Origin of the sequence: Rheinheimera sediminis (genome assembly GCF_004005375.1) — a bacterium.
In the GTDB taxonomy this organism is placed as follows: Bacteria; Pseudomonadota; Gammaproteobacteria; order Enterobacterales; family Alteromonadaceae; genus Pararheinheimera.
This window is the reverse complement of sequence record NZ_RZUF01000007.1, coordinates 126,452-146,412: the sequence shown is the minus strand read 5'-3', so window position 1 is coordinate 146,412 and position 19,961 is coordinate 126,452. Positions and strand designations below refer to the sequence as shown.

General features: G+C 45.1%; 15 protein-coding genes and 4 tRNA genes. 9 read left to right on the top strand and 10 right to left on the bottom strand.

Features of this window, described 5'->3' with window-relative positions:
* Positions 1-152 precede the first annotated feature (152 nt).
* Together EMM73_RS06480 and EMM73_RS06475 are read right to left on the bottom strand one after the other, a co-directional pair.
* Positions 153-1,079 carry an electron transfer flavoprotein subunit alpha/FixB family protein gene (locus tag EMM73_RS06480; RefSeq protein ID WP_127685629.1) on the bottom strand — a complete coding sequence of 309 codons (927 nt, stop codon included), beginning with the start codon at positions 1,077-1,079 and terminating at the stop codon, positions 153-155.
* Positions 1,079-1,828: an electron transfer flavoprotein subunit beta/FixA family protein gene (locus EMM73_RS06475; RefSeq protein ID WP_127685628.1), complete on the bottom strand. Its 750-nt coding sequence runs from the start codon at positions 1,826-1,828 to the stop codon at positions 1,079-1,081. Before EMM73_RS06475 ends, EMM73_RS06480 begins: the two co-directional genes overlap by 1 nt.
* A 230-nt stretch (positions 1,829-2,058) precedes the next feature.
* Here EMM73_RS06475 and EMM73_RS06470 point away from each other — a divergent pair, with 230 nt between their 5' ends.
* From EMM73_RS06470 to EMM73_RS06460, 3 genes are all read left to right on the top strand, one after another.
* On the top strand, positions 2,059-3,687 hold the full coding sequence (locus tag EMM73_RS06470; protein WP_127685655.1) for an electron transfer flavoprotein-ubiquinone oxidoreductase: 1,629 nt from the start codon (positions 2,059-2,061) through the stop codon (positions 3,685-3,687).
* Positions 3,688-4,049: 362 nt separating this feature from the next.
* Complete coding sequence (locus EMM73_RS06465) at positions 4,050-6,134, top strand: hypothetical protein (RefSeq protein WP_261373342.1); 2,085 nt, start codon at positions 4,050-4,052, stop codon at positions 6,132-6,134.
* A 58-nt stretch (positions 6,135-6,192) separates the two neighbouring features.
* Positions 6,193-7,020 (top strand): 5'-nucleotidase, lipoprotein e(P4) family, encoded by an 828-nt coding sequence (locus EMM73_RS06460; protein WP_127685626.1) that lies wholly within the window; start codon positions 6,193-6,195, stop codon positions 7,018-7,020.
* Positions 7,021-7,084: 64 nt separating this feature from the next.
* Here the strand turns inward: EMM73_RS06460 and EMM73_RS06455 are convergent, their stop codons facing one another.
* Positions 7,085-8,047: an aldo/keto reductase gene (locus tag EMM73_RS06455; RefSeq protein WP_127685625.1), complete on the bottom strand. Its 963-nt coding sequence runs from the start codon at positions 8,045-8,047 to the stop codon at positions 7,085-7,087.
* A gap of 155 nt (positions 8,048-8,202) precedes the next feature.
* On the opposite strand from EMM73_RS06455, the gene EMM73_RS06450 reads away from it, so the two are divergent.
* The 6 genes from EMM73_RS06450 (at position 8,203) to EMM73_RS06425 (ending at position 16,084) form a co-directional block, all read left to right on the top strand.
* The gene (locus EMM73_RS06450) at positions 8,203-8,982 is read left to right on the top strand and encodes a pseudouridine synthase (protein ID WP_186435144.1); all 780 of its coding nucleotides are present in this window, start codon (positions 8,203-8,205) and stop codon (positions 8,980-8,982) included.
* Entirely contained in the window at positions 8,979-10,772 is a 1,794-nt protein-coding gene (locus EMM73_RS06445; protein ID WP_127685624.1) for a sensor histidine kinase, read from the top strand. Before EMM73_RS06450 ends, EMM73_RS06445 begins: the two co-directional genes overlap by 4 nt.
* On the top strand, positions 10,773-12,155 hold the full coding sequence (locus tag EMM73_RS06440; RefSeq protein WP_127685623.1) for a sigma-54-dependent transcriptional regulator: 1,383 nt from the start codon (positions 10,773-10,775) through the stop codon (positions 12,153-12,155).
* Between the two features lie 197 nt (positions 12,156-12,352).
* Positions 12,353-13,669, top strand: a complete 1,317-nt coding sequence (locus EMM73_RS06435; protein WP_127685622.1) for a dicarboxylate/amino acid:cation symporter — start codon at positions 12,353-12,355, stop codon at positions 13,667-13,669.
* Positions 13,662-14,621, top strand: coding sequence for a porin (locus EMM73_RS06430; RefSeq protein ID WP_127685621.1), 960 nt, complete (start codon positions 13,662-13,664; stop codon positions 14,619-14,621). Before EMM73_RS06435 ends, EMM73_RS06430 begins: the two co-directional genes overlap by 8 nt.
* Positions 14,622-14,665: 44 nt before the next feature.
* Entirely contained in the window at positions 14,666-16,084 is a 1,419-nt protein-coding gene (locus tag EMM73_RS06425; protein WP_127685620.1) for an SLC13 family permease, read from the top strand.
* 122 nt (positions 16,085-16,206) lie between these two features.
* Here the strand turns inward: EMM73_RS06425 and EMM73_RS06420 are convergent.
* The 7 genes from EMM73_RS06420 to uvrY form a co-directional block, all read right to left on the bottom strand.
* A tRNA-Gly gene (locus tag EMM73_RS06420) sits at positions 16,207-16,282 on the bottom strand.
* 75 nt (positions 16,283-16,357) lie between these two features.
* A tRNA-Leu gene (locus tag EMM73_RS06415) sits at positions 16,358-16,444 on the bottom strand.
* Positions 16,445-16,501: 57 nt separating this feature from the next.
* Positions 16,502-16,575 (bottom strand) — tRNA-Cys (locus EMM73_RS06410).
* Between the two features lie 15 nt (positions 16,576-16,590).
* Positions 16,591-16,666: transfer RNA gene (locus EMM73_RS06405), tRNA-Gly, on the bottom strand.
* A 133-nt stretch (positions 16,667-16,799) separates the two neighbouring features.
* Positions 16,800-17,342, bottom strand: a complete 543-nt coding sequence (gene pgsA / locus EMM73_RS06400; protein ID WP_127685619.1) for a CDP-diacylglycerol--glycerol-3-phosphate 3-phosphatidyltransferase — start codon at positions 17,340-17,342, stop codon at positions 16,800-16,802.
* A gap of 30 nt (positions 17,343-17,372) precedes the next feature.
* Entirely contained in the window at positions 17,373-19,193 is a 1,821-nt protein-coding gene (gene uvrC, locus EMM73_RS06395) for an excinuclease ABC subunit UvrC (RefSeq protein ID WP_186435143.1), read from the bottom strand.
* 17 nt (positions 19,194-19,210) lie between these two features.
* The gene (gene uvrY, locus EMM73_RS06390) at positions 19,211-19,846 is read right to left on the bottom strand and encodes a UvrY/SirA/GacA family response regulator transcription factor (RefSeq protein WP_458351830.1); all 636 of its coding nucleotides are present in this window, start codon (positions 19,844-19,846) and stop codon (positions 19,211-19,213) included.
* Positions 19,847-19,961: the final 115 nt, after the last annotated feature.

Below are 19,961 nucleotides of genomic sequence, written 5' to 3'. Positions count from 1 at the left end.
GGCGCATTATTCGCTTATCTTAGAGATCCAAATCGAAGGGAACAAGAGAGTTATTAAAGAAATTTGTAAGCAATTTATTAACTTGAGTAAAGGTTAGAAGTCCTATCACATTGTTAACTGTTAACAATGTAATAGGACTTCCAGTATCAGGTTTAAATTTTAGCTTCCAGCTCAGGCAGAATTGCGAACAAATCGCCTACCAAGCCATAATCAGCGACCTGAAAAATTGGCGCGTCAGGGTCTTTATTGATAGCCACTATGACTTTGGAATCTTTCATTCCGGCTAAATGCTGGATAGCTCCAGAAATACCCACAGCTATGTACAGATCTGGCGCAACAATTTTACCTGTCTGGCCAACCTGCATATCGTTAGGCACAAAACCAGCATCCACTGCAGCACGTGACGCCCCGATAGCCGCATTCAGCTTATCAGCAATGCCGTTTAACAGTGCAAAATTCTCACCATTTTGCATACCACGACCACCAGAAATGATGACTTTAGCTGCCGTAAGTTCAGGACGCTCTGATTTCGTCAGCTCTTCACTAACAAAACTCGATACACCAGCGTCTTTCGCCAAGCTGATACTTTCAATAGTGGCATTGTTGCCGGTATCCACCGCATCAAAAGCTGCAGAACGTATGGTCAGCACTTTGATAGAGTCACTGCTTTTTACTGTGGCTATAGCATTACCTGCATATACGGGACGCACAAAAGTATCAGCACTTTCAATAGCAATCACATCAGAAATCTGTGCGACATCTAACAAAGCAGCAACACGAGGTAAAAAGTTTTTGCCGTTGGTGGTCGCGCTTGCTACCAGATGCTGATAATTTTTTGCCAGTTCTGTTACCAGCAGGCTGACGTTTTCTGCCAGCTGATGTTGGTACACAGCCGAGTCAGCATGCAATACCTTAGTCACACCTTGTAAAGTAGCAGCTTCAGCTGCCGCAGCAGCACAATTTAAGCCAGCCACTAACAGATGAATATCGCCGCCAATCTGGCTGGCTGCTTTTACAGCTTTATGAGTATCAGCCTTCAGGCTCTGATTGTTATGTTCCGCTATTACTAAAATGCTCATCAGATCACCTTCGCTTCTTGTTTTAACTTGGCAACTAACTCATCCACAGAGCTAACAATGACACCAGCCTGGCGTGATGCCGGAGCTGTGACTTTCAACGTCGTGACGTTGGAACTTAAGTTGACACCATAGCTGTCTGCTGCTTTTACATCCAAAGGCTTTTTCTTCGCTTTCATAATGTTAGGCAGTGAAGCATAGCGCGGCTCGTTTAAGCGTAAATCTGTTGATACCACTGCAGGTAAAGTGAGTTCTACTTGCTGTAAACCACCGTCTATTTCGCGAGTGACTTTTACTTTGCCATCAGCTACCACTACTTTTGATGCAAAAGTACCCTGACCCATACCTGTTAATGCAGCCAACATCTGGCCAGTTTGATTATTGTCTGAGTCAATGGCTTGCTTGCCTAAAATCACCAGTTGCGGCTGCTCTTCAGCTACTACCTTGCTTAATAACTTCGCCACTTGCAGTGAATCTAAGTTGTGTTCAGTATCAATTTGTATTGCACGATCAGCGCCTAAGGCTAAAGCAGTTCGCAGTTGTTCCTGCACTGCAGCAGGTCCAATAGAAACAACCACTACTTCAGTGGCAATACCTGCTTCTTTTAAACGTACCGCCTCTTCCACTGCGATTTCACAAAACGGATTCAATGCCATTTTCACATTGGCTAAATCCACACCGCTTTGATCGGCCTTTACCCGTACTTTGACGTTGTAATCTATGACCCGTTTAACCGGCACTAAAATCTTCATAAAAACCCCATTCGGCCGCTATACTCAGCATTAAGTTGACGTTAAGGTAAAGCTAAATCTTTCCAAGCCTTCAATCTACTTACTGTTGACGTTAACGTCAACCTGAAATACCCTAGCAAACAGCAGAAGTTCTAAATTTTATGTCAAGATAATCATCCATCAGCAGAACAAGGCACAAAGCCAGACAAAAAGATGGATAAGTTGAGGTTGGTGTGGTTGAACGTGAGTCGATGGAATTTGATGTAGTCATAGTTGGTGCAGGCCCTGCGGGTTTATCCACCGCTATCCGCTTAGCTCAGCAAGCCAAAACAGCAGGCACCGATTTAAGTGTTTGTGTAGTCGAAAAAGGTTCTGAAGTCGGTGCCCATATTTTATCTGGCGCTGTGTTTGAACCCCGGGCATTAAATGAATTGTTCCCCGACTGGCAAAAAATGCAGGCTCCCGTTACAGCCTCGGTTACGCAAGACCATATTTACCTGTTTAAAGACGAAACCGCCGCACAAAAACTGCCACATTTCCTTGTTCCAAAAATCATGCACAATGAGGGCAATTACATTGTGTCTATGGGCAACTTATGCCGTTGGTTAGCCACTCAGGCCGAACAGCTGGGTATTGAGATATTCCCTGGTTTTACCGCTGCACAGCTGCTGATCGAAAATGATGTAGTCCAAGGTGTGATTACAGGTGAAATGGGTGTGGCTCATGATGGCACTCAAAAAGATAGCTACGTCCCAGCCATGGAGCTCAGAGCTAAATACACTGTTTTCGCGGAAGGCTGCCGCGGCCACTTGGGTAAAGAGCTGATATCCCGCTTTAAGTTAGACGAAGGCCGCTCTCCTCAGCATTTCGCTTTAGGCTTTAAAGAAATCTGGGATGTGCCTGCAGAGCAACATCAGCAAGGTTTAGTGGTACACAGCGCTGGCTGGCCATTACAACAAGATACCAGCGGCGGTGGTTACTTGTACCATGGCGAAGGTCAGCAAATTGTGGTTGGCCTTATTGTTGATTTGAATTATAGCAACCCTCACTTGAGCCCTTTCGAAGAGTTTCAGCGTTATAAGCAACACCCAGTAATTAAACAGTACCTGCAGGGCGGTAAACGTGTGTCTTATGGCGCGCGCGCTATTGCTAAAGGCGGCCTGAATAGCTTACCTAAAATGACCTTTCCTGGTGGTGTATTGGTGGGTTGTGATGCGGGCACGCTGAATTTTGCCAAAATAAAAGGCAACCATACCGCGATGAAATCCGGCATGCTGGCAGCTGAAACTATTTTTGCAGCACTGCAGCAAGATTCAGCTGGCACTGATCTCATTGAATTTGCGAATAAATTCGAACAAAGCTGGTTGTTCGATGAGTTGTTTAGAAGCCGCAACTTTGGCCCTGCTATGCATAAATTTGGTTCGTTCTGGGGCGGCGCTTTTAATACACTGGATCAGAATATTTTTGCAGGCAAACTGCCCTTCACGTTAAAAGATGACACTTTTGATCATTTAACGTTAAGACCAGCTGCCGAAGCGCCGAAAATTCAGTATGCCAAGCCTGATAATCAACTCAGCTTCGACCGTTTATCTTCAGTGTATTTATCTAACACCAACCATGAGGAAGATCAGCCCTGCCATTTAAAACTGGCCGATGCCTCTATTCCTATTCAGGTGAATTTAGCCTTGTACGACGAACCAGCACAGCGCTATTGCCCTGCCGGTGTCTACGAAATCGTTGACGAGAATAATCAACCGCGATTGCAGATCAATGCGCAAAATTGCATTCACTGTAAAACCTGCGATATCAAAGATCCACGGCAGAACATCACTTGGGTCACACCAGAAGGTGCTGGTGGACCGAATTATCCGAATATGTAACAGTCAGGGGAATGGGATCAGTAGCAAAAAATAAAATCGACAGCTGCTGATCCCATTTATTGATGCTAACCTGCAAATAGTATGACGTTTTTCAGCTTTATTTTTTAGATTATCAAAAAGTTCAATTCTCTTCAGTAATTTTGCTGTACTGTTCTGATTGCCAATTGTAATAATAGACAGCTAAGTCTATGTTTATGACTCGGATCGAGCGTAGCTCAGAACAATAAAAACAGCTTGGAAGGTTATCCATGAGTACAAAAGTGATAAAAAGCAGCGCCGGTAAAGACGATGTAAATGTAACAGTGCGTCCGTTCTCCGCCACTGAAACTGAAGCAGACCTGAATTTTGGTTCAGGCCGCTACATGTATTTCACTGAACGTGATCTGAGTCGTATCCTGTCCAATCTTGATGCTCTTCGAAATAGTGTTTTCCCTGTTCCAGTATCAGAGTTAGAAGATTCAAACAGACGCCAGCAGCAATTCCCCTCTGTCTGCCTTATTGGCCTGGGGCGTTGTGGTTCGAATATAGCGCTGGATGTAGCATCCCTCGTGTATAACGCCCGTAGTTTCTACATGAGTGAGTTTAATATTGAAGAACGCCAACAAAAAGAAACCGAATACCGCCCTGTACGCTGGATTAAAAAAGGGTTGAATTTAGACAAGTCACATCAGGTTAAACCTGTCTTTTTGATAGAACCTCTGGTGATGTTGGGTGATCTCGACAAAGATATTGAGGGTCGTATTCGCTTTTCTCACAAAGGTGAAAAGTCTAATTTCCTGCAAGATTATAACAAGATGAAGATAATGGACTTATCTGAAGTCCATGCTGGCGGTGCAGGTAACGCCCCAATTCTAGGACAATACCTGGCGAAAATCATTCTTAACAAAGATACGCAGAAGTTCTCCAATCCAGACTGGAAATTTATTCACTCTTATCTGATTGACTCTTGTGGTATTAAAGCCAACCAATCCCGTTTGTATTTCTACATATTCAGTGCTGGCGGTGGCACAGGTTCAGGTATGGCTTCAGAATTCGGTTTGGCTCAGCAATATGCATATATGGCTAAAACCTTTGATACCAGACCAGAAACGGAAAACGAGGCAAACGCTGGCCATTCATTTGTGTTTGAACCTATTTTTACCAGTGGTATCTGTATTCTGCCGAATATTACAGACCACGGTGTAGAGATGTCTGAAGCTCTGCACATCAACTCTGGTCGGTTGTTGTGTAAATACCTGGCTGAAGAATGGGACTTCTCTTATAACCTTGAAAATGAAGACAGCGCAGAATCAAGTGTCATGCACCGCATTCGCCCCTGGAATGCGATGATGTTAATCTCGAACGATATTATGCGATATGCTGAAGAAACAGATGATGGTGAAATTCAGCACATTGACGTAAACGCTATGGAAAAATACGCCAACCAGTATATTTCCCAACAGATCTTTAACATTCTCACCGCACAGGCTGTGACTACAGACTACGATGAAAACTATTTCCGTCGTGCTGGTATAGACATTGGTGAAACTATCCGTTTAGACGCCAATGACTTGTTTATGAGTCTGGCTGGCCCCGTTGCAGTGGCCTACGCTGAATCTGTTATCCCTCACGCCCCTGCAGCAGTAGATAAATTGAAGTTGTTTGATAAAAACAGTAACAGCGGCCTGAATATTGATGATCTGTTTTTCCGCTCTATCGACTTGCCACACTTTAATAAAGTAACCCAAGCTATAGAAGGTATCAGTTTACTGCCTATCGAATCAGGTCGCTATCGCGAAGCCTTAGCTTCTTACGTCAAAAACGGTTACGATCCGAAAGAATTGAAAGATCTGCATTTCTTTAAGAACTGTTCATCTGTGGTATCCATTATCTCGCTACCAAAAGATTATAAACTGTCGTACATGGATCTTAATCGGTTGAAAAGTCATCTAAACACCCTGTTTCCAAACACGACTTTAAAACGTTATGCCTTGGTTATTGGTGCTTCAGCCAACATTTCTTTAACCACCTTGATCGTAAAAAGTCCCTGTTTGAGTGATGACTTCCTGACCCTGATTGTATCTTTTATCAAACGTTGTTTCGCCAAGGATGATTACCGTTTTAATGACTCTTTGGATAAAGCCATGCTGGACTTTATTCGTGACGACCAGTTTGATGAACAACGACTTGACGATATGCTGCATGAGTTTGAAAATCCGGCAAAAATTCTCGATACCAACTGGTACGCTATCAAACCTATGTACGAGAAAAAATACCGGGAGTTAATCCGTAACAAAGACAAGTTTGTTTCTATTAATGATATTAGAATTTCCCGCGATAGCGTGAAAAAGTCTATTCATTACCTGCGGGAAATTTATCGTCATAAGATCAGTAAAACTAAGGTTATTTCTCTGAATAACTTATCTGAGAAAGGGGCTAAACCTGAGCCCGGCTCAGATAAGTCATAAGTCGCAGGCCTCCGCTTTGCGGGGGCTTTTTTTATCTTTTTTTATTTACGGAGTCTTCATGAACCTCTCTCACTCCTTGCTGCTGGGCAGCTGCATTCTTTGCTCTTTTACTCTGCAAGCCACAGCGCATGACAATATGAACGCTACCTTGTGGTATCAAAGTTCAGCAGAGTTTAAAGCCAGTGCTATCCAAAGCTACCAGACGGCAGCTTTACAACTTCCTTTGGCTTTAGCGGATAAAAGTTGGACTGCACTGACAAATCAGACAGCGAATTACCAACAGCTGCCACCTGCTATTATCGTGGACATCGACGAGACCATTTTAGACAACTCCCCTGTCGCCGCACAAAGTGTAAAACTAAACGCTGGCTTTGATCCAAAACTTTGGGATCAGTGGGTTGCAATGGCAACAGCCAAAGCAGTGCCAGGCGCCGTAAATTTTGTAAATAAAGCAGAAGCATCAGGCGTGACTGTGTTGTATATCAGCAACAGAGAGTGCGAGAAGCGAGTGACGTCAGGTGATGCATGCCCGCAAAAAATGGACACTCTGCGTAATTTACGAGCCGTAGGTATAGAAAAGATTGATGCTTCTCAAATCTGGCTTAAATCTGAGAAACCAGGTTGGAGCAGCGAAAAAGAGAGCCGCAGAGTGCTTGCAGCTCAGGATTTTCGCGTTTTAATGTCTATCGGTGACGATTTTGGTGATTTCTTGCCTGATGTTAAGAAAAATATCACACCTGAGCAACGCTCGATGTTGGTCGACCAGTATCAGAATTACTGGGGGACAAAATGGTTCGTATTGGCCAATCCAACGTACGGTTCATGGCAGACCATTTTAAAGCAACCAAACAGTCAGTATTTGCAGTCTGTGCCATCTAAACAATAAACACATAAATAAGGGCCAGAATAGATTGTTAACTATTAACAATTTATTCTGGCCCTTATTTCATTTATGGTAAAGCCTTACCTCTGGCTGCAACATAAAGAGCATACCAATGCTCACGGCTTAAGTTGACTGCTAAGGCTTTTTGGCAAGCCGCGATACGCGCCGGTGAGGTTGTGCCTATAACAGGCTGAATACCTGCCGGATGTTTCAGCAAAAACGCCAAAGCTATAGCTTCAGGGCTGGTTTGGTAGTCCGCGGCTAATGACGAAACTAATGCAGCTGTTGCCTGCTCAGCAGCAGTTTCAGGCGTACGACCACCGGTAAACAAACCTTGCGCCAGACTGCCCCAGGCTTGAAGCTGAACATTGTTTAGCTGACAGTATTCCACTGTGCCATAACTGTAGTGGTGAGCAGCTCCATCAGGCATAGCCGTCAGCACGTTTTGTTCCAGCCAGTTTAAATCTTTTAAGCTCATTTGCAGTTGATTCGCTATTAAGGGCTCCGGTAAAGCCGACTGCAACAGTTGCAGCTGAGGCCAGCCGAAATTGGACACACCAAAGGCCTTCACTTTACCTTGTTGTTTCAGCTCTGCAAAAGCTTCTGCTACCTCGTCAACCCACATCAGTTGATCTGGTCTGTGCAGCAATAAAATATCCAGGTAGTCGGTTTGCAGTCGTTGGAGCGACTGATGCACAGACTCAATAATATAATTTTTACTAAAATCGTAACGTCCTACAAAGCTTGGATCAGCAAAACGGATAGCGCATTTACTCTGCAGTATCAGTTGCTCACGCAAACCGGAATGAGCTGCCAGATAGTCTCCAAACACGGCTTCAGCTTTACCGCGAGTATAAATGTCCGCATGATCAAAAAAGCGAATATTGGCTTGCAGAGCTGCATCTATAGCATTAAACGACAATTCACGTTGTTCTTTACTGGTGGTGGCTTGATCCCAACTCCCGCCCAAGCCCATGCACCCATAGACTAATGCATCCGCTTTGGGGAAAAAATGCTGAATAGGTAACATCAGTAGACCCTTCTAAATAGTGAGATGCAAGTTTACCTGATCTGGTTGTCTTGCCAAGACCTACCAGTTTTACGCTCTAAAATTGAGGCGAACCTTGCCGATGATGCATTGTGCCCCTAAACTATCGACCTTTTGCAATTACCAGGTGTCATGCTGTGGATCAAACTGTACTGTTTCGTTTAAATAAATTTATTAGTGACACAGGTTTCTGTTCGCGCCGTGAAGCCGATAAGCTGATTGAACAAGGTCTGGTCACTGTTAATGGTCAACTGGGTACGCTAGGCACTAAAGTAACTGAACAGGATCAAGTGTTGGTGCAAGGCAAGGCTCTCAACGCTAAACCACGTCGGGTGTATCTGGCTTACCATAAAGCTGTAGGTATTACCTGCACTACTGAGTTGGATGTAAAGGGTAACATCATTGATGCCATGGGTTATCCCGAGCGTATTTTCCCAATAGGCAGGCTGGATAAAGAATCTGAAGGGCTGATTTTTTTGACCAACGATGGTGATATCGTTAATAAAATTCTGCGCGCCGGTAATGAGCATGAAAAGGAATATGTGGTCACGGTCGATAAGCCTGTTACAGAGCAGTTTTTGCGTAAAATGGCCTCTGGTGTGCCTATCCTCGAGACCATTACCTTACCTTGTCAGGTCAAACAAATTTCCCGCCAGACTTTTAATATTATTCTGACACAGGGCTTAAACCGGCAAATTCGTCGTATGACGGAATTTTTAGGCTTTAATGTCACTAAACTCAAACGTGTCCGTATTATGAATGTGCGTTTGGCTGAGCTAAAAGCAGGTCAATACCGTGAACTGACCCAGGCAGAAATGGCAGAGCTGGAAAGCAAATTGTTAAGCTCCAGTAAAACTGAAGAGGCCTCTTTATTGGCGACGCCCAAAGCCGTTTCAGCCCACAGACGCAGTGAATGAATAAGCAGCTGAGCTGGTTCCTGCTGCTGTGTGGCTATCTGCTGGCTGTTGCGTTGGCAGTATGCGCTGCACAGCACTGGATTTACCGGCAACTGACGATAACAGCAGAGCATCAAAGTGATAATCTCGCCGCTTTTATTCGTTATGAAATAGGCCGTTATGCTGATTTACCACAACAAATTGCAGAGTCGGCCCTCTTAATATCTTTACTGCAAGACCTGCCTCGTTCAACTGATCCACTGAATAAGTACCTGTTTCAGCTGCAGCAAAGTGCAGATGTAGCTGATTTATACCTGGTCAACCCTGCAGGAATAGTCATCGCCAGTTCGAACGCAGATCAGAAGATCAATTATCTCGGCAAAGATTTTGGCTTTCGGCCCTATATACAAAAGGCGCTGACAGGCCAGAGCGCTCAGTATTATGCGCTGGGCCATACCAGTGAACGCCGGGGTTTTTATTACAGCGTGCCAGTGCTTGTACACAACAAGATTGTCGCAGTAATGGTTGCCAAAGTAGATTTGGAACCTATAGAGCAACATCAGCAGCAAATTGCCGGGCTTGCCGACAGTCACTTTATGGTCACAGGACAAAGTGATGAGGTGTTTTTATCTGATATTCAGCAATGGCGCCTAACCAGCCTGACGGGGAAAGCCCTTAGTCCATCTGAGCAGCAGCGTTATATTACCCAACATATCGAAGCTATGGACTATTCGGTGCGCTCTGCTGTACTGGCCTCAGCGTATTCATTGTGGCAGTTGAAAATCGACAATAAAATCTCCAGCTTCTTAGCCTACCAGCGACCTTTGCCTGAATTTGGCTGGACCTTAACCGTACTGGCCTCTCCTGCACCGTACCAATCCTCCCTCTGGTGGGCATTTTTACTGGTTACGTTATTTTACAGTTCCGCATTGTTGGCTTTATGGGTGCGACGTGAACGGCAAAAACGTCATTTGCAATTAGTACAACATAATCAGCAACTGGAACAAAGGGTGATAGCCAGGACTAAAGATTTGGCTGAAACTAACAGACAGTTAATACGCCAGATTGAACGTCGTGAGCAAACTGAAACCGAACTGGCCCAAACTGAACAGCACTTGGTGCAAGCAGCAAAGCTAGCCACTATAGGCGCTTTGTCTGCTTCACTGAATCATGAATTAAATCAGCCACTCACAGCGTTGCAAAGCTACGCTCAAACGACAGAAAAGCTGATTGACAAAGGCTATCTGGATGATGCTAAGACCAATATTCAGGCCATGCGGCAATTAATGCAACGTTTAAGTGTGATAGTGTCTCAGTTTAAAGATTTCAGCCGTAAAAGCTCAGGCAAAAACCAGCTGGTGCAGGTCAATAAACTCGTGCTGGATGCGCTGGGTATAGTGAAACACCAGTGTCAGCAGCAAGGGGTAAAAGTACGACTGCAACTGCCTGAGCAGTCCCCTTTGGTTTTGGCGGATAGCATTCAGCTGGAGCAAGTACTGGTGAATATTCTGACCAATGGCGTGCAGGCCATGACAGGACAGGCAGATGCAACCTTTCATATAGCGGTCAGAACACAAGTACAGCAGGTCAGCATTCATATCCGTGATCAGGGCCCAGGTATAGAACCTCATCATTTAGAGCGCATTTTTGAGGCGTTCTTTACCACCAAACAGCGTGATGGATTGGGGCTGGGTTTATCTATTTCACAACGTATAGTGCAATCTTTTGGTGGTCAGCTTGAGGTGCGTAACGCCCAACAAGGTGGAGCTGAGTTTATTATTGTGCTTTTGATAGCGACTACGGGGTCTTAAATGGCAAACATCGAACAGCAGCTTCCAGCTATTATTTTTATCGACGATGAAGCCGATATTCGCAGTGCAGTCAGCCAGCTGTTTAAACTGGAAGATTTGCCTTGTGTCACCACAGCCAACCCAGCTGAAGTATTAAGTCGTATCAACACAACCTTCAGCGGCATCGTCATTACCGATATGCATATGCCTGCTTTAAATGGCCTGGAATTGCTGCAGAAAATTCATGCCATTGATGCCGAAATCCCAGTGGTGATGCTGACAGGTTATGGCGCTGTATCCCTCGCGGTGAAAGCGATGCAACAAGGCGCCTATGATTTTTTGGAAAAGCCTTTTGATAACGACCATCTGCTTGAAGTCAGCCGCCGTGCTTTGGAAAAACGTCATTTAGTACTGGAAAACCGTCAATTAAAGGCGGCGGTTGAACGCGAACAACAACCCGGCTTGCGTATTCTAGGCCAAAGCCCGGCAATGCAACAGTTACGCCGCACTTTGGATGCGGTGATCCATGCCCCAGCAGATGTGCTGATTTATGGTGAAACAGGCACAGGCAAAGAGTTGGTCGCACGGTATTTGCATGAGCAAAGTGACAGACGTCAGCATAACTTTGTAGCTATTAACTGTGGTGCAATTCCGGAGCAATTGATTGAAAGTGAGCTTTTTGGCGCTGAGGCAGGCGCTTTTACCGGTGCAGATAAAAAACGTATTGGTAAGTTTGAATTTGCCAATGGTGGAACTTTACTGCTGGATGAAATAGAAAGTACGCCTATGTCTCTGCAGGTCAAGCTATTGAGGGTTCTGGAGGAGCGAAAAGTCACTCGCTTAGGTTCAAATCAAGCCATAGATTTAGATATCCGCATTATCGCAGCCAGTAAGGTTGACTTAAAACAGTTGGCTGCGTCGGGCGAATTTAGAAGTGACTTGTATTACCGTCTATCCTTGGTCGATTTGCATCTGCCAGCACTGCGGCAGCGTAAAGATGATGTGTTTTTATTGTTTTCCCATTTTGCCCGCATCGCAGCTGCTCGTTTTCATAAAGAATATATTCCGCTGAAAAGCACTGAGCTACAGCAGTTAGCACAGCATCAGTGGCCTGGTAACGTACGTGAACTACGTAATATGGCGGAACGTTACGTATTAATGGGTACTCAGGTCGCTTTTAGCACGCAGCAACATAAAGCAGAAGATGGCATTACAGGTAGTATGAGCCTGCAACAGCGGGTTGAATATTACGAAAAAATGCTGCTGGAAGAGGCTTTAAATCAGCACAAAGGTGCAATAAAAGCTGTGATGGCCGAGCTGGATTTACCCCGTAAAACCCTATACGACAAAATGGCAAAATACCAACTGACCCGCCGTGACTTTCTGGATAAAAACGAAGACTAAGGTACACCTTGTGTGGATTAAGTGACAGCAGCCTTGCGGCCCTATGCGGAAATCCGCACAAGAGTTATCTGCGCTAGAGTAAATTCAACGCAAGTATTTGAATTGCATACAGAATTTAAAAATAAAAAAACTGGCTTCCTCTTTGCTATTGACTGTCTGACAGGGAGATTTTCTCCATAACCAGAGAGACAATAACAATGAAAAACAGAACGATAAGGCTGCTATCCAGCCTCTATATCCAGGTATTGCTGGCCATCAGTGTCGGTATCTTTTTAGGTCATTTTTACCCAGAGCTTGGCACCGCCATGCAGCCTTTGGGCACCGCCTTCATTAAGCTGATTAAAATGATTATTGCGCCCATTATCTTTTGTACCGTAGTTGTGGGTATAGCCGGTATGGAAGATATGAAAAAAGTTGGGAAAACAGGCGGTTATGCCCTGCTCTATTTTGAAATTGTCTCTACCATCGCATTAATCATAGGTCTAGTAGTGATCAATGTCGTCAAACCTGGAGTCGGAATGCATATAGACCCGGCCAGTTTGGACCAAGACTCGATCAGTAAATACACTGCGCCGGATCAGATGCAAAGTACCACTGATTTTCTGCTCAATGTGATCCCAAGCAGCGTATTTGATGCCTTTGCCCGTGGCGATATGCTGCAGGTACTGTTTTTTTCTATCCTGTTTGGTTTTGCGCTGCAACGTTTAGGTGGCCGGAAAAACCTGATTTTTGGTTATGTTGAAAAAAGCTCTGAAGTTTTATTTGCCATAGTGCATATGCTGATGAAAGTCGCCCCTATAGGTGCTTTTGGTGCTATGGCCTTTACCATAGGTAAATACGGTATCGCGACTTTATGGTCGTTAGCTGGTTTAATGGCCACCTTCTACATCACCTGCCTGCTGTTTATTTTTATTGTGTTAGGTGCTATTTGCCGTTACCACGGTTTTTCAATTACAAGGTTTATTCGCTATATCAAAGAAGAGTTGCTGATTGTATTGGGCACATCCTCTTCTGAGACTGTGTTGCCGCGTATGATGGCCAAGCTGGAAAGGCTGGGTGCGACTAAATCCACTGTAGGTTTAGTGATCCCTACAGGCTATTCTTTTAACCTCGACGGCACAGCCATTTACCTGACCATGGCCGCTGTATTTATCGCTCAGGCGACAGATACTCCTATGGATTTAACCCAGCAGCTGACCTTGCTAGCTGTGTTACTGGTGACATCCAAAGGAGCTGCGGGCGTAACCGGTAGTGGATTTATTGTATTAGCCGCGACTTTAGCATCAGTAGGTTCTGTACCTGTGGCTGGTATCGCCTTAATTTTAGGCATAGACAGATTTATGTCTGAAGCCAGAGCTTTAACCAATTTAATTGGTAATGGTGTCGCCACTCTGGTGGTATCCAAATGGTGTGGAGAATTGGATATGCAACAACTGGATAAGGAGCTGGCTCAGGGAGCAACTCCTCAACAAAATACTCAAACAGTTCCAACGGCCGAGGTGCAACATGGTTAAGTCTTCTTTGGCTACAGCAATCTGTTGCACTCTTGCTTTGGCAACCTCAAACGTCAGTGCTTTTGAATGGGATTGGTACGGTAAACTTGAACTACAGGCGTTGGATGTTGATAAAGGACTCTACCGCTATGCTGACCAAGGTCGGCAGATCGAAGCTCCATTTTCCCGCTTAGGCGTGAAAGCTAAACATCAACTGACAGATGGACTGGCTATCGTAGCTGTTTACGAGTGGCAGGTGAACGGCTTGGATGATGCGAATAAAGATCAGCGTCTGGGTTCACGCAATACTTATATAGGGGTGGCCGGTACCTATGGAGAACTGGTGTTTGGTAAAAACGACACCAAGTTTAAAAAGTCTGAAGGAAAAATCGATTTATTTAACGAAACTCTGGCTGATATCGCTCAAATTACTCCGGCTCAGGACCGTCTGGAAAATGTGCTGAGTTACCAGTCTCCAATGATTGAAGGCTTTAATTTTTCAGCAACCTGGCAGACGGGTGCCAGCGACGAAACTGCCGGAGGTTACGATTGGGTGCTAGGCTATGGTGATCCGGCGTTCAAAAAATATCCTCTATATCTGGCATATGGCCGCACGGATGAGCTGAATAATATCACCGCAGAGCGTTTGTTGGCTCAGATGCCATTATGGCAGTTGGATGACGCTGTGCTTGCCGCAGGTCTGATGGTTCAGCACAGCGAGCATGTGGTTCGCAACATCGAGGGCGATGCCTGGCTGGCACAACTGAGCTATCAACGAGCACATTGGGTCTACAAATGGCAGTGGCAGCAAGATGACAGTAAAACCCGACATGCAGAAAAAGCTCGTTTGCACTCTATTGGGGTTGATTATCAATGGCAAAAAAATTTGACGGCCTATCTACTTCTCTCCAAACTCAATTTTAAAACCGATCACGATCATGCCGCAGCTTTAGGTATGAAGTTTTTCTTCTGATCCCACCGGAGCCTGGCTCCGGTTTCTTTTCATAAGGATTTAGTATGTCGCCTTTTTACTGCCGCTTACTGTTACTCTGTGGCCCTGTACTACTCTTACTGACTATTCTTTTACCTCCCCCCGCTTCACAAATGAGTCAAGCCGCCTGGATGGTGACGGGTTTAATGGCCTGGATGGTGCTCTGGTGGATCACCGAAATAGTGCCTATCCCGGTGACCTCCTTATTACCGATGATTTTTATCCCTCTGCTCGGTATAGATAAACTGGATGCAGCCACCTCTCCTTATGCGCATCCATTAATTTTTCTGTTTTTGGGCGGATTTTTTCTGTCTATTGCAATGGAGAAAACTGTATTACATAAACGTATTGCGTTGAAGGCACTCTCGATGGTGGGGTCTTCACCTGGTTTACAAATTGCTGCAGTAATGGCTGTCACTGCTTTTTTATCGATGTGGATGTCCAATACAGCCACAGCTGTGATGATGTTGCCTATAGGTTTATCTATTATCGCTATGGCAAATGCATCCACACAGGACCACTTTGGCAAAGCTGTATTGTTGGGTATTGCTTACAGTGCCAGCATAGGTGGTGTAGCCACCTTAATTGGTACCCCACCGAATGCCTTATTAGCTGCCTATTTATCAAAAAGTTATGGTATTCAAATCAGCTTTGCCGACTGGATGCTATTGGGTGTGCCTTTGGCTTTGACTATGCTGCTTGTGTGCTGGGTTTGGCTGACGAAAATTCATTTTCGTATGCCCAAAACTGATCATGCTCAGAATGACACGCCAGCTCAATTAAAAGCCTTAGGTGAGATGTCACGTTCACAAAAATTAGTGCTCATGGTATTCGCGCTGGCCGCATTAAGCTGGATCAGTCAGCAGTGGCTGGTGAAATGGACCGGCTTACCTGTCAGTGACACAGTGATAGCGCTTTGCGCTGCTGCTCTGTTATTTGTATTACCAGGGGAAAAAGGCTCTGGCACCGCACTTTTAGAATGGAAAGATAGTCAAAATCTACCATGGGGCGTGTTATTGCTGTTTGGAGGCGGCCTGAGTATGGCTGACCAAATACAAAAGACCGGTGTGGCTGAATTATTAGCACAACAGCTGCAGCTACTCGAGGGGGTGCCTCCTGTATTGCTGTTAGTTACTGTGACCAGTCTGATCATCTTTTTGACTGAAGTCACCAGCAATACAGCCACAGCTGCGGCTTTTCTGCCGTTATTAGGCCCTGTCGCTATTTCTATGGAGTTGTCTCCGCTTTATCTGGTGGTGCCAGCTGCACTGGCTGCAAGCTTCGCCTTTATGATGCCAGTCGCCACCCCACCTAATGCTATTGTTTTTGCCTCAGGCAAGCTACAAATCAAAGATATGGTCAGAGCAGGCTTAGTACTGAATCTGGTCGGTATAGTGACTATTAGCTTATTTAGTCTGTGGTTAGGGCCACAGCTGGTGAGATAGGCTTTACCTGTAGTCTTTGTAATAAAGCGGCTCAAGCCGCTTTATTAACAGTAAATAACAGGATCATAGTTTTTCAGAACCTAAAACGACAAAAAGCAGCCGTAAGGCTGCTTTTTCATATTTGGAGCGGGCAACGAGGCTCGAACTCGTGACCTCGACCTTGGCAAGGTCGCGCTCTACCAACTGAGCTATGCCCGCTTAGGCATTTTGCAGATAGTAATCTGCTTTGGTAATTCAGGTTTTTTGACCTGCCTCAATATCTTACTATTGAGATGGTGCCCGGGGCCGGACTTGAACCGGCACGCCCTTTCGAGCGAGGGATTTTAAATCCCTTGTGTCTACCGATTTCACCACCCGGGCAAACACTTTTCTATTTTGTATTACAGCCAACGACATTCAACCAAGTGACGCATTAAATGGAGGCGGGTCCCGGAGTCGAACCGAGGTGGACGGATTTGCAATCCGCTGCATGGCCATTCTGCCAACCCGCCTTCTGGCGTACGACCTGGAGCGGGCAACGAGGCTCGAACTCGTGACCTCGACCTTGGCAAGGTCGCGCTCTACCAACTGAGCTATGCCCGCTTTAAATTGACCATTCGCCGTAACACGAGACGCATTCTACTGGTTTATGCTTTTACGTCAACCACAAATTTATGCTTTTAAATTCGTTTGCTCAAAAAGTAGCTTCACTGCTGTTTTTGCAAACTTTTTCTGTTTATTTACTCAGCGCAGGCCAGGACGCTTTCAAGTAAACCAACATGGACCAAACCGTTAATAAGGTTGCTATATACAGAAGCGCCATACTTAAATCCGTCAGCCAATCCACCGGCTGCCAAATTAAACCTATCAGTGCTAACATCTGCGCTGCGGTCTTATATTTACCCACTTCTGACACCGCTACCTGAGCACGTTGTCCTACTCCAGCCATCCATTCACGTAAGGCAGAAATTAAGATCTCCCGGCTAATCATAATAAAAGCAGGAATAGTCACCCAGAGGGTTTGCATATCTACCGCAATTAAAACTAAAGCTGCTGCTACCATCAGTTTATCGGCTACAGGGTCTAAAAAAGCTCCAAAAGCCGTCATCATTTGCATTTTTCGAGCAACGTAGCCATCCAACATATCTGTGATCGCAGCAAACCAAAAGGCAAAAGCAGCGAAAAAACGGGCATGTTCCATTTCAGAATAAAAGCAGAATAAGCAAACCGGGATCAAACACAATCGGAACATAGTCAACAGATTTGGAATATTCCACATAACACTACTTCTCAAAGTCGGCACAAATTTTTAGTTATTGTGACATGCCTGGTAAATCTTTTCGGCCTGTTGCCTGGAAATTCCCGGTACTGTCGCGAGTTCGTCCACCGAAGCCTGCATCACGCCATGCAAGCCCCCGAGGTATTGTAACAAAGCTTGTCTGCGTTTCTCACCTACTCCATCGATATTTTCCAAAGGGCTTTTAATAATGGTTTTGCCACGTTTGTTGCGATGTCCTGTGATTGCGAAACGGTGCGCTTCATCTCGTATTTGCTGAACTAAGTGCAAAGCGGGTGATTCAGCGGGTAAGGAAAAACCCGCTGGATTATGCGGTAAAATTAGTGTTTCGAGGCCAGGTTTACGACTGGTACCTTTGGCCACCCCAACCAATAGTGGTCTTTTTGCAAAAGGCCAATCAGTGAAAAAGTTAATCGCCTGAGTTAACTGTCCCTGGCCACCGTCTATTAAAATCAAATCCGGGATGCGGCTTTCATCGGAGAGCTTGCCATAGCGTTTATTGAGTGCAAATAACATAGCGGCATAATCGTCGCCCGGGGTAATGCCTTCTACATTAAAACGCCTGTATTCACTTTTATTTGGTCCTTGTCCATCAAACACCACACAAGAAGCAATAGTCGACTGACCCATAGTGTGGCTGATATCAAAACACTCCATCCGATCTAAAAACTCGAGTTTGAGCGTCTGTTTCAGCTCCCTGTAGCGCACTGCAACTTGTTCTTTGACCGACAACTTAGTTGCGGCCGCCAACTGAGCATTTTTTTGCGCCAAGGCTAAATACCTGGCTTTTTCACCCCGCTTGGCATAAACAAAACTAACTTTACGCTGCGCCTGTTCACTAATAGCCTGAGCCAGTTGCTCGTCATCTTCGATCCGCTCGCTCAATACCAACTCTTTTGGCATCATCTGTCCGCCGGCACCACTTAAATAAAACTGAGCTAAAAAAGAAGGTAAGATTTCTTCAGGTTCAGAACCTGCGGGCACTTTAGGAAAAAAGTTTTTACTACCAAGCACCTTGTGATCCCGTATAAACAGCACATGGATACAAGCCACACCATGTGACCATTCCAGGGCTATTACATCCATCTCTTCCTGATCACCGCTGACGTACTGTTGCTCCTGCACTTTACGTAAACTGATAATTTGATCGCGAAATTGCGCTGCTTTTTCAAAAGCCATGTCATTGCTGGCTTTTTCCATCTTTTGCACCAGTTGCTCAATCAACTGCTGGCTTTTACCGGATAAAAACAACGAGGTATTTTTGACTTCAGCTGCATAATCTTCATCCGATATTTTGCCCACACAAGGCGCAGAACAAAGCTTGAGCTGGTATTGCAAACAAGGCCTGGTGCGGGCGCGATAAAAACCATCTTCACACTGGCGAATCGGAAATACTTTTTGCAGCAGCTTTAAACTTTGCCACACAGCCCCCGCACTTGGATAAGGACCAAAATACTGCCCTTCCACTTTACGGGGTCCACGATGTGAGCTGATACGCGGATGTTTATGATTGGTAATCAAAATAAAAGGATATGATTTATCGTCACGCAGCAAAATATTGTACTTAGGCAGGTACTGCTTAATCAGATTATTTTCCAGAATAAGTGCTTCTGTTTCACTTTGTGTAACAGTGAGTTCGACACTATGAATATGACTGACTAAGGCCCGGGTTTTGCTACCTGAGATATTTTGTCGGAAGTAACTGGATAAACGCTTTTTCAGATCTTTGGCTTTACCAACATAAATGACGGTTTCTTTCTGATCCAGCATACGATAAACGCCCGGCATATGGGGCGTTGTTTTTAAGAAGCTTTTGGCGTCAAACATCGGCATTAAACATAAAAAATGGTTTACAACTTAGCAATGTCAATCATGCCATGGCGTAAGGCTAGATGCGTCAATTCTACATCACCACTGATATCAAGTTTTTCAAACATTCGGTAGCGGTATGAGTTGACAGTTTTTGCACTAACATTCAGCTGTTCTGCGATATCATTGACCTTTTGGCCACGGGTAATCATCAGCATAATTTGCATTTCGCGGTCAGATAACTCTTCAAAAGGATTTTGATTGCTACTGGTTACGCGGCTCATGGCCATCTTCTGCGCTACCTCTCCTGAGATATAACGCTCACCAGCGTACACCTTTCGAATAGCGCTCACCATTTCTGCAGGTGCCGCATTTTTTGAAATAAAACCGGAAGCACCTAATTGCATGACCTTGGTTGGAACAGGTTCTTCGCAAGACACAGACAACGCCAGTATTTTTATTTCAGGGCAATAATTAAGGATACGTTTGGTGGCCGTCATGCCCCCCATACCGGGCATGTTCATATCCATCAGCACTACATCAGGTTCCTGATGTCGGCAAAATTGGATGGCAGCCTCGCCAGAGATAACTTCGCCAATGACCTTAATGCCACGTTCGTCCATTAGTATACGACTGATGCCGGTCCGAACCAGCTCGTGATCATCCACTAATAACACATTAATCAATTTTTAATCTCCGCGGCCAGGTTAACTATTCCAGTCTAGCTGGATAATGTCCGAGCATAAAGCAGAGACGGGATAAAGCTCAAGCACTTCGTCAGCGAATTTGATA

What these genes read in the sequence shown, in the direction of transcription:
- EMM73_RS06470 (WP_127685655.1), top strand. Translation starts at nt 2,059, where the DNA reads ATGGAATTTGATGTAGTCATAGTTGGTGCAGGCCCTGCGGGTTTATCC.
- EMM73_RS06475 (WP_127685628.1), bottom strand. Translation starts at nt 1,828, where the DNA reads ATGAAGATTTTAGTGCCGGTTAAACGGGTCATAGATTACAACGTCAAA.
- EMM73_RS06440 (WP_127685623.1), top strand. Translation starts at nt 10,773, where the DNA reads ATGGCAAACATCGAACAGCAGCTTCCAGCTATTATTTTTATCGACGAT.
- uvrC (WP_186435143.1), bottom strand. Translation starts at nt 19,193, where the DNA reads ATGCCGATGTTTGACGCCAAAAGCTTCTTAAAAACAACGCCCCATATG.
- EMM73_RS06460 (WP_127685626.1), top strand. Translation starts at nt 6,193, where the DNA reads ATGAACCTCTCTCACTCCTTGCTGCTGGGCAGCTGCATTCTTTGCTCT.
- EMM73_RS06445 (WP_127685624.1), top strand. Translation starts at nt 8,979, where the DNA reads ATGAATAAGCAGCTGAGCTGGTTCCTGCTGCTGTGTGGCTATCTGCTG.
- EMM73_RS06465 (WP_261373342.1), top strand. Translation starts at nt 4,050, where the DNA reads ATGTATTTCACTGAACGTGATCTGAGTCGTATCCTGTCCAATCTTGAT.
- EMM73_RS06430 (WP_127685621.1), top strand. Translation starts at nt 13,662, where the DNA reads ATGGTTAAGTCTTCTTTGGCTACAGCAATCTGTTGCACTCTTGCTTTG.
- EMM73_RS06455 (WP_127685625.1), bottom strand. Translation starts at nt 8,047, where the DNA reads ATGTTACCTATTCAGCATTTTTTCCCCAAAGCGGATGCATTAGTCTAT.
- EMM73_RS06480 (WP_127685629.1), bottom strand. Translation starts at nt 1,079, where the DNA reads ATGAGCATTTTAGTAATAGCGGAACATAACAATCAGAGCCTGAAGGCT.
- EMM73_RS06435 (WP_127685622.1), top strand. Translation starts at nt 12,353, where the DNA reads ATGAAAAACAGAACGATAAGGCTGCTATCCAGCCTCTATATCCAGGTA.
- pgsA (WP_127685619.1), bottom strand. Translation starts at nt 17,342, where the DNA reads ATGTGGAATATTCCAAATCTGTTGACTATGTTCCGATTGTGTTTGATC.
- EMM73_RS06425 (WP_127685620.1), top strand. Translation starts at nt 14,666, where the DNA reads ATGTCGCCTTTTTACTGCCGCTTACTGTTACTCTGTGGCCCTGTACTA.